Consider the following 15,740-nt stretch of genomic DNA (forward strand, 5'->3'; position numbering starts at 1 on the left):
TTCCGAATTTTCCGGAACGGATTGGCTTGAGGCCCGTTCCACCTTCGCTGGTGGCAGGCGATCATCCGGTCCGGGGGCCGGAACTTACTAGGGGATGGGATGGACTCCAGCACAAGTTGGCGTGACGAAGTCGTCGGCATGATACCGGCGTTGCGCGCGTTTGCCTGGTCGCTCAGTCATAACGGTTCCGACGCCGACGACCTGGTTCAGGACACCCTGATCAAGGCCTGGTCCAACCGCGACAAGTTCGAGCCGGGGACCAACCTGCGCGCGTGGCTGTTCACGATCCTGCGCAACACCTACTACACGAACGTGCTGCGCCGCCGGCGCGAAGTGCGCGACGAGCTGGGCGAATACGCCAGCACGCTGCAGACCCCGCCCACCCAGGACTGGAGCGTGGCGATGCGGGCCCTGCAGACGGCCCTGCAGCAGCTTCCCGCGGAGCACCGCGAGGCGCTGATCCTGGTGGGGGCGGCCGGCCTCTCCTACGAGGAGGCGGCCGAGATCTGCGGCTGTGCGCTGGGCACGATCAAGAGCCGGGTGAACCGGGCCCGCGCGCGTCTGCTGAAGATCATGGACGCCGACCAGCCCTCGGACGTCATGGCTCTGGAAACGATGACGGTGATGGGGTCGGCGTAGCGGGCTTGGCCGCGAAGGCCTCCAGCTGGTCGGCCACGCCCCGCAGGTGCTCCGGGATCGGGCGTGCTTCCAGAGATTGGAACATGCCCGTCAACGCCGCAGCCAGGGCGGCGGCCTCATCCTGATCCGTCACGTGTGAATTCCTGTTCCCGCCGCCACACTAGCGCCGGAACGGCGCAGGCGCACGCCCGTTGATTCGCGATGGTGACCCAGGATCCCAAGGCCCCGCCCGGCGGACACGGGGAAGGCGAGCGCGACGCGTGGGACCGCGACCGCTACGGCTCACGCCAGGGCGAGGACCGCGGGGAGTACGGCTCCGGCTGGGACCGCGAAGGCCAGGAATACGGCGAGGGCCAGGACGACGAGCCGGCCGCCTCCGACACGGAGACGCCAGGCGCGCCGCGCGATCCGGCTACCTGACCTCGCCTGCACGGGGCCTCGGGCGGCCTCGCCCAGCTTGCTCTGACAGGTGGAAGCGCGTCGTCAGTCTGCTAAGGCAGGGCAATGTCGATCGACGCCATGTTCAAGCAGGCGAACGCCGCGCAGATGGCCGGCAACTTCGCCGAGGCGGAACGGCGCTACCGCTCGCTGGCGCGGGCCAAGCCGCTGTGGGCCTACCACAACCTGGGGGTCGTCTACGCCAAAACCCAGCGGTTCAAGGAGGCGGAGATCGCGTTCCGGACGGCGTTGAAGGCCGACCCGACGTGCCCTTCGCCGCGCCATAGCCTGGGGATGCTGCTGCTGGGCGGCGGGGACTATGCCGAGGGCTGGCCGCTGATGGAGGCGCGCCGCGAACTGCCGGAACTGAACATCACCCGGCCGAACCTCTCCTTCCCGGAATGGAAGGGCGAGGACCTGGCCGGCAAGCATATCCTGGTGATCCTGGAACAGGGCCTGGGCGACCAGATCCAGTTCGCGCGCTTCGTACCGGTGCTGCAGGCTCGCGGCGCGAAGGTGAGCTATGCCTGCGCGCCGTCCCTGGTGCGGCTGCTCAATCCGCTCGGCGTCGATCTGGTCCCGATCCCCGGCGGCGCCATCCCGAAGGCGGACTACTGGTCGCTGATCTTCTCGCTGCCGCAGCACCTGGGGCTGAGCGTGGAGACGATTCCCGGGGCGCCGTACCTGCCCGGCGGGCCGGCGCCGGCCGGCGGCGGCGTGGGCGTGGTGGTCCGGGGCAGCACCACCCACACGAACGACCGGTTCCGCTCCCTGCCGCCCGAGACGGCGCAACAGGTCCTGGCCCTGGGCCGCAGCCTCGCGCCAGAGGACACCGGGGCGCAGGACTTCCAGGACACCGCCGAGATCATCGCCGGCCTGGACCTGGTGATCAGCGTCGACACCGCGGTGGCGCACCTGGCCGGCGCCATGGGCAAGCCGGTCTGGATCCTGCTGCCGGCCGTCGAGACCGACTGGCGCTGGCTGCGGGGCCGCAGCGACAGCCCCTGGTACCCGTCGGCCCGGCTCTATCGCCAGGCGACGCCCGGAAAGTGGGGTTCGATCGTGCGCAAGATGACCGAGGATCTTCGGGCCCTGGGGCTCGCCGCATGACCCGGGCCGACGCCGAGGCCCTGGACGCGGTCGACCCGCTGGCGCGGTTCCGCGAGGCCTTCGACCTGCCCGCGGGCGTGATTTACCTGGACGGCAATTCCCTGGGCCCCCTGCCCCGCGCGGCGGCTGCGGGGGTGGAGCGCGCCGTGCGCCAGGAGTGGGGCCAGGGGCTGATCACCAGCTGGAACGCCGCCGGCTGGATCGAGGCGCCGCAGCGGCTGGGCGGCAAGGTCGCGCGGCTGGTCGGCGCCGGGCCGAACGAGGTGGCGGTGGCCGATTCAACCTCGGTGAACCTCTTCAAACTGGCGGCCGGCGCGCTGTCGCTGCGGCCGGGCCGCAGGACGATCGTCACCGAGACCGGCAATTTCCCGACAGACGTCTATGTGCTGGAGGGGGTCTGCGCGATGGCGGGCGCCACGCTGAAGGCGCTGCCGCCGGAGCAGGTCCTCCACGCGGTGGACGACGACACGGCCGCGGTCGTGCTGACCCACGTTCACTACAAGACCGCCCGGCGCTGGGACATGGCGGCGGTGACCGCGGCGGTGCAGGCCCGGGGCGCGCTGATGCTCTGGGACCTGTGCCACACCGCCGGCGCGGTGGCTTGCGACCTCAACGGCGCGGGCGCCGACCTCGCGGTCGGGTGCAGCTACAAGTACCTGAACGGCGGCCCCGGCGCGCCGGCGTTCCTGTTCGTCGCCGAGCGCCATCAGGGGGCGATCCGCTCGCCGCTGTCCGGCTGGATGGGCCATGCCGAGCCCTTCGCGTTCGAGGACCGCTATCGGCCGTCGTCCGACATCCGCGCCATGCTGTGCGGCACGCCGCCGATCCTGGGGCTGGCGGCGCTGGAGGCCGGGCTGGACCTGCAGCTCGAGGCCGATCCCCGGGCGGTGGAGGCCAAGGGCCAGTCGCTGTGCCGGCTGTTCATCGACCTCGTGGAGCGCCGCTGCGCCGGCCACGGCCTGGCCCTGACCGGCCCGCGCGAGATGGAGCGGCGCGGGCTGCACGTCTCGTTCGCCCACCCGGACGCCTACGCCCTGGTCCAGGCGATGATCGCCCGCGGCGTAATCGGCGACTTCCGCGAGCCGGACATCGCCCGCTTCGGCTTCTCGCCGCTCTACCTGAGCCACGCGGAGGTGTGGGACGCCGCGGAGATCCTGCGCGACGTGCTGGAGACCCGGGCGTACGAGGCGCCCGGGTTCCGCACCCGCTCGGCCGTGACCTAGAACAGGAAGTCCGAAGCGCCCAGGCTGGCCGCCGAGATTCCGGCCAGGGTGACCGTCCCGGCCCCGAGGTGGATGACGGCGCCGGCCGCGCTGGAGGTGATCAAGGCCTGTACGTCGGCCCAGTCGTCCAGGTCGGCCACCGCGGTGAGGTCGATGACGTCGGCGCCGCCGCCGGCCCGGAAGTCGACGACGACGTCCTTGCCCGCGTTCGATGCGAACACGAACTGGTCGTCGCCCTCGCCGCCCGTGAGGCGATTGTCCACCGCGTTGCCGACGATGGTGTCGTCCCCGGACCCGCCGACGGCGTTCTCGATCCAGGCGCCGTAGGCGATGCTGATGTTGTCATGCATCAGCGGATTGGTGACGCCGGCGATCTCGCGCCAGCTCTCGCCGCCGTTCGTGCCGTCCACGCCGTTGTTGTAGACGTCGTAGAGGAACTGGCTGCGCGCCGGCAGGCCCGCCGCGGCGTTGTTGGCGTTGATCTGCTCGAGCGTCAGGAAGGTCTCCGAGCCGCCAGCGCTGGAGAACGATCCGGGGTTCAGGTCAATGAACGACGGCGTCGAATAGCCCGACAGGTCCAGCGTGTCCTTGCCGCCGGCGTCCCAGATCGTGAAGACCGGCGCCAACTCGTTGGGACCGAGCTGGAAGGCGGGGCGGTCGGCCAGGTCGGCCGACGAGTTGAAGCCGTACACCGTGTCGCCCGTGCGGGTCGTGGTGTCGACGCCGTAGATCGCCTGGATCGCGGCTATGTCGTGGACCAGGGGCGTCGACGAGTAGACGAACCGCATCAGGTTCCAGTCGATGTGCTGGGCCCCCGTCTCATAGGCGTCCCAGTACGACATGACCGTGTACTGGCGGGAGTCCTGGTAATAGTCGGCCAGATCGTAGGTCAGCGGCGTGTCGTCGCTGGCGTCGTAATCGCCGGGGTGCGACAGCCCCAGGGCGTGGCCGATCTCGTGGGTGAAGGTCTGCAGGCCATAGAATCCGGTCGTAAGCTGGACGCCGCTCACCGGACCGGGATTAACCCATACGTCGCCCTGGATGTGCTGGTACTGCGCGCCGTAGGCGTTGCCGTGCGGCAGGTAGGCCCAGGCCTGCCCCGGACCGGTCGTGGTCGAGGCGAAGGCCATGTCCCAGTTGCCCTGGCCGTTCGACTGCTCCCGGAAGTTGATCGAGATCAGGTCGTCCCAGTAGGCCAGCGCCAGCCGGGCCGCATCCTGCTGGTCCGCGTTCAGGGGCGAGTAGCCGTAGGTTTCGGCCGCGCCGTGCGGATTGTTGTAGACGCCCGTCGTGTGCGGCCCGCTGTAGAAGCCGTAGGTCAGGACGCCGTCCTTGAGTTCGGAGGCGTCCCAGGCGAACCCCGACCGGTTCAGCCAGGCCGCGATGTCGTCCGGCGTCCAGATCGGCTTATCGCGGAGCTCACCCCCCGCCAAGGGATCGACGGAAGCATTCAGCTCGCTCTCCGTTGGGACCCCCGCCTCCAACGTGTACCCGTACATCGGGTTCGATGCGCCACCCATACCTGTGTCTCCTCTGTATTTTTCCATCCTCGGCGTGTTCTTCCCGCGCAATGGATTAGGCGGGCCACGTCAAGATGAGCTGATAGGGTTCCTTCTCCCTACCAGGTTTGACAACAGAGAAGATTCGTTGCGGCGAGTACCCATCATGTGCAAATGTTCTCCCGCCTTGTCCTACGGTTACGCTCGTATCTACCCTTCTGGAAATAACATTATTTCTTACTGGATGCGCAGCGACGCAACAGGCTGACGTTGCGTTCCGATTGGCGTCGCCCCGCGGCTCGGATAGCAATGCGCGGGCGGGCGGCCACAAGCCCGCCAGGAAACGCGACGGGCATGACAGACGACCCCATCAAGCTTTTGACCGACATTCCGGCGGTGCATGGACGCACCCGCGGCGACAAGGTCGCCGTCCACTTCGAAGGACGCGACCTGACCTACGCCGAGCTGGACCGGCGATCGAGCCAGGTGGCGGGCCTGCTGCAGGCCGCGGGCGTGAAGCCCGGCGACCGCGTCGCCTGGCTGGGGCGCCCGTCGGAGGCCTGGTACGAGATCTTCTTCGGCGTCGCCAAGGCGCGCGCCTGCTTCGCCCCGATCAACTCGCGGCTGGCGATCCCGGAGATCGCCTTCATCCTCAAGGACTCCAGCGCCGGCGTGTTCCTGGTGACGCCCGAGTTCTTCGAATGCGCGGTGACGGTGGCCGAGCATGCCGGGCGGCCGGTCAAGGTGATCGCGGTCGGCGGCGAGCACCCTGTCTTCGAGAGCTACGCAGCCCTGCGCGACGCCGCTCCGGCGCCGAAGCTGGAGGCGCCGCAGGCCACGGACGACGTGCTGCAGCTCTATACCTCGGGCACCACGGGCCTGCCCAAGGGCGTGCGGCTGACCAACGCCAACTACTCGGCCTTCCTGGGCCTGCGCCACCTAGTGGACGGGTTCTCGTACGGCGCCGACGATACGGTGCTGATCCTGATGCCGATGTTCCACGTGGCCGGGACCAACATCAGCTTCTCGGGGCTCGCCGCCGGCGGGCGGATCGTGCTGCAGGCCGAGTTCGCCCCCGCCGCCGTGCTGAAGGCGTTCGGCGAGGAACGGGTCGCCCACGTCTTCCTGGCGCCGGTGATGATCAACGCCCTGCTGCAGACGCCCGGCGTGGAGCAGGCGGACTTCTCCAGCCTGAGGACCGTGTCCTACGGCGCCTCGCCGATCTCCGAGGCGGTGCTGGCCAGGGCGACCAAGACCTTCGGCTGCGGCTTCATCCAGTTCTACGGCATGACCGAGACCACCGGCGCGGGCACGACCCTGGCGCCGTCCGAGCACGCGGGCGAGCTGCTGCGCTCCTGCGGCCGGCCGTGGGCGACGCTGGAGACGCGGATCGCCGACGAGCAGGGCAACGAGGTTCCACAGGGCGAGATCGGCGAGATCGAGATCCGCGGGCCGATCGTCATGGCCGGCTACTGGAACCGCCCCGAGGCCACGGCCGAGACGATCCGGCCCGACGGCTGGCTGCGGACCGGTGACGCGGGCTTCATGGACGAGAGCGGCTTCTTCTTCGTCCACGACCGGGTCAAGGACATGATCGTGTCGGGGGGCGAGAACGTCTATCCGGCCGAGGTGGAGAACGCGATCCTGGGCTGCCCGGGCGTGGCGGACGCCGCCGTGATCGGAGTGCCCGACGAGCGCTGGGGCGAGGCGGTGAAGGCCATCGTGGTGGCCGCGCCGGGCCAGGCGCCGGACCCCGCCGCGATCATCGCCTACGCCCGCGAGCGGATCGCCGCCTACAAGGCCCCGAAGACCGTGGACTTCGTGGACGCCCTGCCCCGCAACCCCTCCGGCAAGGTGCTGCGACGCGAGCTGCGCAAGCCCTACTGGGAGGGCCGCGACCGCAAGGTCGGGTAGCTAGGCGGCGACGTCGGCCCCGCGGTCGAGCGGTTCCGGCCGCGGGCGCGGGGCCAATTTCAGACGCGAGAGGCTGACCAGCGCCGCCAGCAGGGCCAGAACCGACGCCGTCGCCAGGGCGGTCGTCGCCGCATGGGCGCCCCCCATGTGGAAGAACACCGCCGTGGTCACGGCGCCGACCGTCTGGCCCAGCAGTCGCGCCGTCGCCAGCGCCCCGCCCGCCGCCCCGCTGCGGTGCATGGGGGCCGAGGTGAGCATCGCGCGGTTATTGGGTGACTGGAAGAAGCCGAAGCCCAGGCCGCACAGCGCCATCCGCCAGGCGATGTCGAGGTCCGACGCGCCGGGCCGCACCAGCGACAGCGCGAAGAGACCCACCGCCAGGACGGCGAGCCCTGCGCCGCCCAGGGCGCCGGCGCGATAGCGGTCCGCCAGGCGCCCGGCGATGGGCGCGGCGACGCCCACGGCCACGGGCCAGGGCGTCATCAGCAGCCCGGTGGCCACGGCGCTCTTGCCCAGCACGGTCTGGAAATAGAAGGGCAGGCCCACGAAGGCCATCATCTGGGCGGCGAACGAGACGATCGAGGTGGCGATCGACAGGCCGAAGATCGGGATCCGCAGCAGGTCGAAGGGCACCAGGGGCGCCTCGCGGCTCAGTTCGCGCCGCACCAGGACGACGCCGGCCGCGGCGCCCACGCCCAGCTTCCACAGGCCGGCCGCAAGCCCTTCGCGCGCCACGCTCTCCGCGCCGGTGATGAGGAAACCGAAGGTCAGGGCGTTCAGCAGGGCCGAAACCCAGTCGAACCGGCGCGGGGATCCCTCGGTCACCGGCAGGGCGCGGCTGGCCATGGCGATGGCCAGGACGCCGATGGGCACGTTGATGGCGAACAGCCACTCCCAGGAGGCCCGCGCCAGGATGGCGGCGGCCACCGTGGGGCCGATGGCGGCGGACACCGAGATCACCAGGGCGTTGAGCCCGATGCCACGGCCCAGCAGCCGCTTCGGATAGGTGAAGCGGACGAGGGCCGAACTGATGCTCATGATCCCGCCCGCGCCCAGGCCCTGGAGCACCCGCGCGGCGGTGAGCTCCGCCAGAGTGTGGGACAGGGCGCAGCCCAGGGAGCCCAGGGTGAAGACCGCCAGCCCCGCCACGTAGACCCGCCGGTAGCCCAGGCGGTCGCCGAGCGCGGCCAGCGGCAGCAGGGTGACCGTGATCGCCAGCTGGTAGGCGTTGACGATCCAGATCGACGAGGCGGCGCTGGCGTCAAGCTCGCCCGCGATGGTGGGCAGGGCCACGTTGGCGATGGCCCCGTCCAGCACCGACATGGTCATGCCCAGCCAGATCGCCGCCACCGACCAGTAGCGGCGGGGCGTCGGCAGGCCGTCGGGCGTCGCCGGGGCCGGTTGGGCGTCGGTGTCGGCCGTCGGGGCCGCCGGAGGCTGTGGCATCAGGCGATCAATCCCTCAGCGGCGGTTTGGATCTCAGGCGCTGGCCGCGGCGCTGGGCCGCGCCTTCACCCGGGCGAACCAGTCCCCGATCCGGGCGAACTTCGGATCCAGGGGCTGTCCCACCGCGCCGCCGAAGTCGAGGAAGGCGAACAGCAGGATGTCGGCCAGGGTGAAACGACCGCCGGCGACCCAGGGGCCGACCATGTTGGCGTCGAGCCAGGCGACACCGTCCTGGGCCATGGCCTTCAGCCCGGGCGCGGCCTCGGGCACGCACAGCATGCGCGGCTCGAACATCGCCAGGCCCTCGGCGAACCGGAAACCGTTGGCCAGGGGCTCGCAGACCTTGAGGTCGACGCGGCGGGTCCACATGCGCGTGTTGGCGCGCTCCTCGGCGTTCGTGCCGATCAGCGGCGGGTTGGGTGTGATCTCCTCAAGGTACTCGCAGATGGCGGTGACCTCGGTGACGACCGCGCCGCTCTCCAGCGCGAGGGCCGGGGTCTGGCCGGCCGGATTGACCGCCAGAAAGGGCTCGCGGCGGTTCTCGCCGGCCCGCAGGTCCACCTCGATCCGTTCGACGTCCAGGCCCTTCTCGGCCAGGAACATCTTCACGACGCGCGGATTCGGGCCGATCGAATTGTACAGTTTCATGGTTCCCCTTCCCTGTTCTCGAATACGTGATCCTGTCTAGCATCGTGGCACGGCCGCGGGGTGGAATCACTCGCCTGGAAGGCGTATAAGCAGCGCCCATGCAAGAGCGCAGTTTCCGCCAGGATCTGACGGGCTCGGACGAGAGTCTCGACGATCTCATGTCGCGCCTGAAGGCTCAGCTTTCGCGGCCCAAGGCGTGGCCCATTCGCAATCCCCCTTCGGATTTCGATCACTTCGTGACCTCCCGCCGGCCCCGCGGCGGCGCAGGCGGCGCCGAGGCCCCCCTGCCCAAACCCGATCGTGGCCTGGCGGACTGCCACGCCCACTAGGGTCCCGGCGTCTATCGGGACGTCAGGTTCTTCATGTTGAAGTTCGAGGCCATGACGCAACGCGCCTGACCGTGCGGCGCGCCGACGGTCGCCGGCTGGCCGGGGCCGGGGTCGAAATACCATTCGCCCTTGGGGGTGGTGACCTTCAGCGACCTGGGGCTGGTGAACTGGCAGACGGGATAGACCTCGGTCCCCCAACCCGCGCCGTAGCGCAGGGAGCGACAGTCCATGTGGCCGAACTGGCGGGCGAAGGTGACGCCTTCATAGAGGGTGGCCTTCTTGACCTTGAGGCCGCGCGCCTCGAACTGGGCCTTGGTCAGGCTGGGGCATGGCGGCCCATCGACCGTGGCTTCACGGGCCAGGAAGAGCGCGGCGTCCCGCTTGCCCAGATAGCTCTGCGACAGGAACCAGCCCGGAAGCCCCACCGCGATCGCCGCCGCGACGCCGAGGGTGACCTTCTGGCCATTGGTCAGACGCCGCTTGCGCACCCGCATTCAGGAGACTCCGCGAACCACTGCGAATTACATTCGTAAAGCGCAGCGGCGCGGGACGCTACGGAAAACCTCAGGCCGCAATCTTCTCCGGCGCCTTGGCGGCTTCGCCGACGCGGTTGGTGAAGCGCAGGACGCCGTCGTCCAGCTTGGCGTAGCGCAGGTTCATCAGGTCCTTGGCGTAGTTCTGGTCCAGGCGCCACGGGGCCTTGTTCCCCTGTTTCGGGAACTTCGCCATGGCCCGCTGGACGTAGCCGGACGAGAAGTCCAGCCACGGCTCGAACTGGACGGACGGGTCGGTATTGACCGGCGTCGCCTGACGCAGGCCGGTCTTCTTCATGTGGTTCAGCACGCGGCAGACGTACTCGCACGTCAGGTCGCACTTCAGCGTCCAGGAGGCGTTGGTGTAGCCGAAGGCCGAGGCCATGTTCGGCACGCCTTCGTACATCATGCCCTTGTAAGAGAGCGTCTGGGACGCATCCACGCGCCGGCCGTCGACGCTGACCTCGACGCCGTTCCAGACCTCGAGGACCAGGCCGGTGGCGCTGACCACGACGTCGGCCTCCAGCTCCTGGCCCGAGGTCAGCCGGATGCCCGTCTCGGTGAAGGTCGCGATGTGGTCGGTGACCACGGAGGCCCGGCCGGCCCGGATCTGCTGGAACATGTCGGCGTCCGGCACGAGACAGAGGCGCTGGTCCCAGGGGTTGTAGGTGGGCGTGAAGTGCTTATCGACGTCGTAGTCGGGGCCGAGTTGCTCGCGGACCATCTTCAGGATGTTGGCCTTCACGGCGGCCGGCTTCTCGCGGGCCATCTTGAAGAAGTACATGCCGAACAGGACGTTGCGCCACCGGACGATGTCATAGGCCAGCTTGCCCGGCAGCCACTTGCGCAGGGCGTTGGCCATCTTGTCCTCGGCCGGGCGGCTGACGACGTAGGTGGGTGAGCGCTGCAGCATGGTGACGTGGGCGGCGGTCTTGGCCATCTCCGGCACCAGGGTCACCGCCGTGGCGCCCGAGCCGATCACCACGACCTTCTTTCCGGAATAGTCGAGATCCTTGGGCCACTTCTGCGGGTGGACCAGGGCGCCCTTGAAGCTCTCGACGCCCGGGAAGTCGGGGGTGTAGCCGCCCTCGTAGGAATAGTAGCCGCCGCAGAGGAACAGGAAGCTGCAGGTGAAGCGCTGGGTCTTGCCGGCGACCTCGGCCTCGACCGTCCAGGCCGCGGCCTCGGTGGACCAGCTTACGCGCTTGACCATGTGGCCATAGCGGATGTGGCGGTCGATGCCGTTCTCGGCCGCCGTGGTCCGCACGTAGTTCAGGATCGAGGGGCCGTCGGCGATGGCCTTGGCCTCGGTCCACGGCTTGAAGGCGTAGCCCAGGGTGTACATGTCGCTGTCCGAGCGGATGCCCGGATAGCGGAACAGGTCCCAGGTGCCGCCGATGGCATCGCGGCCTTCGAGGATGGCGAACGACCGGTCCGGGCAGGCGGTCTTCAGATGATAGCCCGCGCCCACGCCGGAAAGCCCGGCCCCAACGATCACCACGTCGAAGTGCTCGGTCGTCATGCGAAATCCGCCCCTTTGGTTCTTTGGACGCAAAATAACTGAACACCGATCACTTACCAGCGGGAATCGTGACGCGGGGTCAAGCCCGGGACGCCGGGGCTCGGAGGTTGTCCACTTTCGCCGATATCCCGCCCCTCTCCGGCCGCCAATGCCGGTCACAGGGGCGTCCTCACCGCGGGGATACGCCATGGTCGATCGCTTGGACGACAGAACGCCGGCGCAGCGGCGGCGCCAGCCCTCGCTCCAGGAGCTGGCGGCGCGCCGTCAGTCGGAGCGCGGGCGGTTCGGCAGATTGGGCCGGCTGCGGTCGTGGCGAACGACCCTGGTCGGCGTACTGGCCCTGATCCTGCTGGCGCTCTGGATGGCCCTGACCCGGTGAGCCGCGGCCCCGCGCCTCACTCGCGCCACGCCGTCGTGGCCATGCTACGTTCATATCTGACGTGCGAGGTTGGAGCATGCGTACCTGGATCGCCGCCGCCGCCGTGGGCCTGATCGCGACCGCCGCCTCGGCGCAGTCGACCTCGAAGCCCCTTCCGTCCGTCTCACCGACGCCCAAGGCGTCTGCGCCGGCCAAGCCGAAGCCCAGGCCCAGCTATTATCTCCAGGAACCCACCGCCGACGGGATCGCGGCGCCCGTTGGCGCCGGTGCGTCGACGGGCAGTTCCCCGGCGGCGTCGATGTGGGCGCCGGCGGCGAGCGCCGCTCCGAGCATCGCCCCGCCCGAGGCCGACCCCAGCGCCGTGCCGCAACTCTTCAGCTCGACGCAGTTCAACACCGGCGCGGCGGTCCAGCCGGGCTTCGAGGCCGCCAAGACCTGCACGGGCGAAGGCCTGGCTCGCATCTGCAAATGAGCTTGGATTGATCCGCGGCCCCGGCCGACCGGCGGCTTGCGGGATCCCGGGTTCGCCCCAGCGTCGAGACAGCTGGGGAAAGATGGCGGTGACGCAGGGATTCGAACCCTGGATACGCTTTCACGTATGACGATTTAGCAAACCGTTGCCTTCAGCCACTCGGCCACGTCACCGGGTCGCAGGCGCCTAGGCTCCCGCGGAGGGCGGTTATTAGCGGACGAAGGGCGATCTGCCTAGCCGGTTGCGCAGACCCGCGTCATGTCGGGCCGCACGGCGTCTCACACCCCTGCCCGGCGATCGCCGCCGGGCTCGGGCGTGGTTAAGCGATCAGCCCTGGGCCAGCCATTGACGCGCCTGGCGCTGGGCCTCGGCCACGTCTTCGGACGCCATCTCTTCCGAGATCTCCTTGCGATAGACCTTGGCTTCGAGGCTTCCGCGCATGGCCGCCAGGTTGAACAGCATGTGCGCCGAAACATAATCGAGCGGCGCCCCGCCCTGACCCGTCGAATAGAGCAGGCCCATGCGGAACAATTCGTCGCCCGTCGCCTCCGGAGTCGGCAGCGGCAGGCCATCGGACTTCATGTCGATGCTCGCCAGCATTGTCTTCTTCCTTGCGAGGTCGGCGGGCTCGCTTTTCGAACCCTTCACCGGCCTACCAGCGAAGAGAACCAACTTTGGGCTGAACACATGGTTAAAGGCGTCGTTGTCCAATTGTCAGGAATGGCCCCTGGGACATTCGACCGCACCCGTTCGATGAACGCGCCTCAGCGGGGGGCGGGCCCGGACGGGGCCCTTGCATCCGACTCGATCACCTTGATCTATGGCGGGCGCCGTGTCCTAGCGATCCGTCGGCGGGCCCCGCGCAGGAGAAGTCCATGACAACGGCGCGTTCAGGGAGAGTTCAGACGCGCCCCGGGATAATCGTCGCAAGATGAAACGCGTCCTCCTCTTGATGGCGGCGGCGGCCAGCGTGGCGACCGCCATGCCCCTGGCGGCCCCGGCCTTCGCCCGCGACGGCGACCAGGGCCGGCGCGCGGAGCGTCACGAGGGCCGTGGCGGCGGCCCGCGGGCCGATCGCGGCGGGGAGCCCCGCGGCCAGGATCGCGGCGAGGGTCAGGACCAGCGCCAGGCTCAGGATCGCGGCGGCCCGCGCTGGCAGGCCCCGGCGCCCCGGCGCTATGACGAAGGCGATCGGCGCCGTTACGAGGCCCCGCCCCCGCGCTACGAGGAACCTCGCCGATATGACGACCGGCCGCGCCCCAACTACATGGAAGGGCCCCGGCCGAACTACATGAGCCCGGCCCCCGGCGTCGCCGCCCGGCGCGGCTACGCGCCCGACAGCTTCCGCGGCGGGGTGGTGGACGACTACCGCCGCTACCGCCTGCGGCCGCCGCCCCAGGGCTACGACTGGGTGCGCATGGGCAACGGCTTCGCCCTGGTGGAGCGTGGCAGCGGCCGGATCTTCGACCGGGTGAACTAACCCAGCTTGCTCCGGAGCAACTGGTTGATGACGCCCGGGTTGGCCTTGCCGCCGGTGGCCTTCATCACCTGGCCCACGAACCAGCCGATGGCCTGGGGCTTTTCCTTCACCTGGGCCGCCTGGCCGGGGTTGGCCGCGATCAGGTCGTCGATGATCTTTTCCAGCTCGCCGGTGTCGCTGACCTGCTTCAGGCCCTGCTTCTCGACGATCTCCGAGGCGCTGCCCTCGCCCGCCCACATGCGTTCGAAGACGTCCTTGGCGATCTTGGACGAGATCACGCCCTCCTCGATCAGCTGGACCAGCTCGGCGATGGCGGCGGGCCCGATCGGGCTGTTCTCGATGTCGATGCCGCCGGCGGTCAGCCGGGCGGCCAGGTCGTTGGTCACCCAGTTGGCGGTCAGCTTGGCGTCGCGGCCCTTGGCGGCGGCCTCGTAGAAGTCGGCGCGGGCCTGCTCGATGATCAGCACGCCGGCGTCATAGGCCGACAGCCCGTACTGCGATTGCAGGCGGGCCTTCTTGGCGTCGGGAAGTTCAGGCAGCCCGGCCTCGATGCGCTTGATCCAGGCCGGATCCAGCGTCAGCGGCAACAGGTCGGGGTCGGGGAAGTAGCGGTAGTCGTGCGCCTCCTCCTTCGAGCGCATGGAGCGCGTCTCGCCCTTCACGGTGTCGAACAGGCGGGTCTCCTGGTCGATCTTGCCGCCGTCCTCCAGGATTTCGATCTGGCGGCGCGCCTCGTACTCGATGGCCTGCTGGATGAACCGGAACGAGTTGACGTTCTTGATCTCGCAGCGCGTGCCCAGGTGGCCGAAGTCGCCGGTCGCGCGGTACTTCTCGTAGGCGCCGGGGCGGCAGACCGACACGTTCACGTCGGCGCGCAGGTTGCCCTTCTCCATGTCGCCGTCGCAGGTGCCGAGATAGATCAGGATGGTCCTGAGCTTCTTGACGTAGGCCGCCGCCTCCTCCGAGGAGCGCATGTCGGGCCGCGACACGATCTCCATCAGGGCGGTGCCTGCGCGGTTCAGGTCGACGTAGGTCGCGTTGGGGTCCTGGTCGTGCAGGCTCTTGCCGGCGTCCTGCTCCAGGTGCAGCCGCTCGATCCGCACCGTGAAGGTGGAGCCGTCGTCGCGCTCGACGATCACCTCGCCCTCGCCGACGATGGGGTCCTTGAACTGGCTGATCTGATAGCCCTGCGGCAGGTCGGGGTAGAAATAGTTCTTCCGGTCGAAGCGCGACCATTCGTTGATCTGCGCCTTCAGGCCCAGGCCGGTCTTGATCGCCTGCTCCACGCAATGGCGGTTGATCACCGGCAGCATGCCCGGCATGGCGGCGTCCACCAGGCTGACCTGGGCGTTCGGAGCCGCGCCCGCGCCGACGGCGGCGCCGGAGAACAGCTTGGCGTTGGAGGCCACCTGGGCGTGGACCTCAAGCCCGAGGACGATTTCCCACGGGCCGGTGCGGCCCTGGATCAGCTTGGCGTTGGTCACGTCGTTCATAGGCCGCGTACTAGCGCCGCGCGGGCGGAACGTGAAGCGCGCGCAGATGCCCTCTTGCGCAAATACCCGGAAATAGACTCAAAGTTCGAAGCGTCTTAACGGCGCTTAGACCGGGGAAGAGGAACACCCATGAAGACTATCGCTCTCGCCGCCGCGCTCGCCGTGGCCGCGGTCGCCGCGCCGGCATTCGCCCAAGACGCGCCCAAGGACGCCGCCCCCGCAGCCGCGGCGGCTCCGGCCGAGGGCAAGATCTCGGTGGACACCACGCCGATCGGCGACATCATCAAGAACCCGGACGCCAAGGCCACGCTCGAAAAGGCCCTGCCGGAAATCCCGCAGTTCTACGACCAGATCGCCACCATGACGCTGGCCCAGGTCGCGCCGATGAGCCAAGGCGCCCTGGACGACGCCAAGCTGAAGGCGCTGCAGGCCGAATTCGACAAGCTGAAGTAGGACTGGTCGCTCCTCCCCCGAAGGACACACTTCGGGGGAGGTGGATCGCGCCGAAAGGCGCGAGACGGAGGGGGCGCAAGGCCGCCGCTCCGAGCCTGGGGCTTCACGTCCCCTCCACCACTTCGTGGTCCCCCTCCCCCGTCGTCTTCGCGACGGGTGAGG

17 protein-coding genes and 1 tRNA gene are annotated in these 15,740 nt (G+C 69.3%); 10 read left to right on the plus strand and 8 right to left on the minus strand.

Going from position 1 to position 15,740, the window contains the following annotated elements; all coding sequences use genetic code 11:
- Positions 1-99 precede the first annotated feature (99 nt).
- From EPO51_RS18355 to kynU, 4 genes are all read left to right on the plus strand, one after another.
- A complete protein-coding gene (locus EPO51_RS18355) occupies positions 100-639 on the plus strand; it encodes a sigma-70 family RNA polymerase sigma factor (RefSeq protein ID WP_293353193.1) in 540 nt (179 codons plus the stop codon).
- A gap of 201 nt (positions 640-840) precedes the next feature.
- On the plus strand, positions 841-1,059 hold the full coding sequence (locus EPO51_RS18360) for a hypothetical protein (protein ID WP_293353195.1): 219 nt from the start codon (positions 841-843) through the stop codon (positions 1,057-1,059).
- A gap of 84 nt (positions 1,060-1,143) precedes the next feature.
- Positions 1,144-2,187, plus strand: a complete 1,044-nt coding sequence (locus tag EPO51_RS18365; RefSeq protein ID WP_293353197.1) for a tetratricopeptide repeat protein — start codon at positions 1,144-1,146, stop codon at positions 2,185-2,187.
- Positions 2,184-3,410: a kynureninase gene (gene kynU / locus EPO51_RS18370; protein ID WP_293353199.1), complete on the plus strand. Its 1,227-nt coding sequence runs from the start codon at positions 2,184-2,186 to the stop codon at positions 3,408-3,410. Before EPO51_RS18365 ends, kynU begins: the two co-directional genes overlap by 4 nt.
- Here the strand turns inward: kynU and EPO51_RS18375 are convergent.
- Entirely contained in the window at positions 3,407-4,930 is a 1,524-nt protein-coding gene (locus EPO51_RS18375) for a M10 family metallopeptidase C-terminal domain-containing protein (protein WP_293353201.1), read from the minus strand. The genes kynU and EPO51_RS18375 overlap by 4 nt on opposite strands.
- 333 nt (positions 4,931-5,263) lie before the next feature.
- Between EPO51_RS18375 and EPO51_RS18380 the strand changes: the two genes are divergently transcribed.
- Entirely contained in the window at positions 5,264-6,823 is a 1,560-nt protein-coding gene (locus EPO51_RS18380) for a long-chain-fatty-acid--CoA ligase (RefSeq protein WP_293353203.1), read from the plus strand.
- Here EPO51_RS18380 and EPO51_RS18385 read toward each other — a convergent pair whose 3' ends face one another.
- The gene (locus EPO51_RS18385) at positions 6,824-8,269 is read right to left on the minus strand and encodes an MFS transporter (RefSeq protein ID WP_293353205.1); all 1,446 of its coding nucleotides are present in this window, start codon (positions 8,267-8,269) and stop codon (positions 6,824-6,826) included.
- 33 nt (positions 8,270-8,302) lie between these two features.
- On the minus strand, positions 8,303-8,917 hold the full coding sequence (locus EPO51_RS18390; protein WP_293353207.1) for a glutathione S-transferase family protein: 615 nt from the start codon (positions 8,915-8,917) through the stop codon (positions 8,303-8,305).
- Between the two features lie 98 nt (positions 8,918-9,015).
- Between EPO51_RS18390 and EPO51_RS18395 the strand changes: the two genes are divergently transcribed.
- Positions 9,016-9,246 (plus strand): hypothetical protein, encoded by a 231-nt coding sequence (locus EPO51_RS18395; RefSeq protein ID WP_293353209.1) that lies wholly within the window; start codon positions 9,016-9,018, stop codon positions 9,244-9,246.
- Positions 9,247-9,257: 11 nt separating this feature from the next.
- On the opposite strand, the gene EPO51_RS18400 is transcribed toward EPO51_RS18395, so the two are convergent.
- Positions 9,258-9,740 (minus strand): hypothetical protein, encoded by a 483-nt coding sequence (locus EPO51_RS18400; protein WP_293353211.1) that lies wholly within the window; start codon positions 9,738-9,740, stop codon positions 9,258-9,260.
- Positions 9,741-9,810: 70 nt separating this feature from the next.
- Entirely contained in the window at positions 9,811-11,301 is a 1,491-nt protein-coding gene (locus tag EPO51_RS18405) for a flavin-containing monooxygenase (RefSeq protein WP_293353213.1), read from the minus strand.
- A gap of 187 nt (positions 11,302-11,488) precedes the next feature.
- On the opposite strand from EPO51_RS18405, the gene EPO51_RS18410 reads away from it, so the two are divergent.
- Positions 11,489-11,680, plus strand: coding sequence for a hypothetical protein (locus EPO51_RS18410; protein WP_293353215.1), 192 nt, complete (start codon positions 11,489-11,491; stop codon positions 11,678-11,680).
- A 76-nt stretch (positions 11,681-11,756) separates the two neighbouring features.
- Positions 11,757-12,152 (plus strand): hypothetical protein, encoded by a 396-nt coding sequence (locus tag EPO51_RS18415; RefSeq protein ID WP_293353217.1) that lies wholly within the window; start codon positions 11,757-11,759, stop codon positions 12,150-12,152.
- Positions 12,153-12,235: 83 nt separating this feature from the next.
- Here EPO51_RS18415 and EPO51_RS18420 read toward each other — a convergent pair.
- Both EPO51_RS18420 and EPO51_RS18425 read right to left on the minus strand, forming a co-directional pair.
- Positions 12,236-12,325 (minus strand) — tRNA-Ser (locus tag EPO51_RS18420).
- 154 nt (positions 12,326-12,479) lie between these two features.
- On the minus strand, positions 12,480-12,752 hold the full coding sequence (locus EPO51_RS18425; RefSeq protein WP_293353219.1) for a sel1 repeat family protein: 273 nt from the start codon (positions 12,750-12,752) through the stop codon (positions 12,480-12,482).
- Between the two features lie 331 nt (positions 12,753-13,083).
- Between EPO51_RS18425 and EPO51_RS18430 the strand changes: the two genes are divergently transcribed.
- A complete protein-coding gene (locus EPO51_RS18430) occupies positions 13,084-13,632 on the plus strand; it encodes an RcnB family protein (RefSeq protein ID WP_293353221.1) in 549 nt (182 codons plus the stop codon).
- Here EPO51_RS18430 and gatB read toward each other — a convergent pair.
- A complete protein-coding gene (gatB, locus tag EPO51_RS18435; protein ID WP_293353223.1) occupies positions 13,629-15,125 on the minus strand; it encodes an Asp-tRNA(Asn)/Glu-tRNA(Gln) amidotransferase subunit GatB in 1,497 nt (498 codons plus the stop codon). The genes EPO51_RS18430 and gatB overlap by 4 nt on opposite strands.
- Positions 15,126-15,254: 129 nt before the next feature.
- Between gatB and EPO51_RS18440 the strand changes: the two genes are divergently transcribed.
- Positions 15,255-15,578, plus strand: a complete 324-nt coding sequence (locus tag EPO51_RS18440; protein ID WP_293353225.1) for a hypothetical protein — start codon at positions 15,255-15,257, stop codon at positions 15,576-15,578.
- The last annotated feature ends 162 nt before the right edge of the window (positions 15,579-15,740 follow it).

Source organism: Phenylobacterium sp. (assembly GCF_004297125.1).
Lineage (GTDB): Bacteria > Pseudomonadota > Alphaproteobacteria > Caulobacterales > Caulobacteraceae > Phenylobacterium.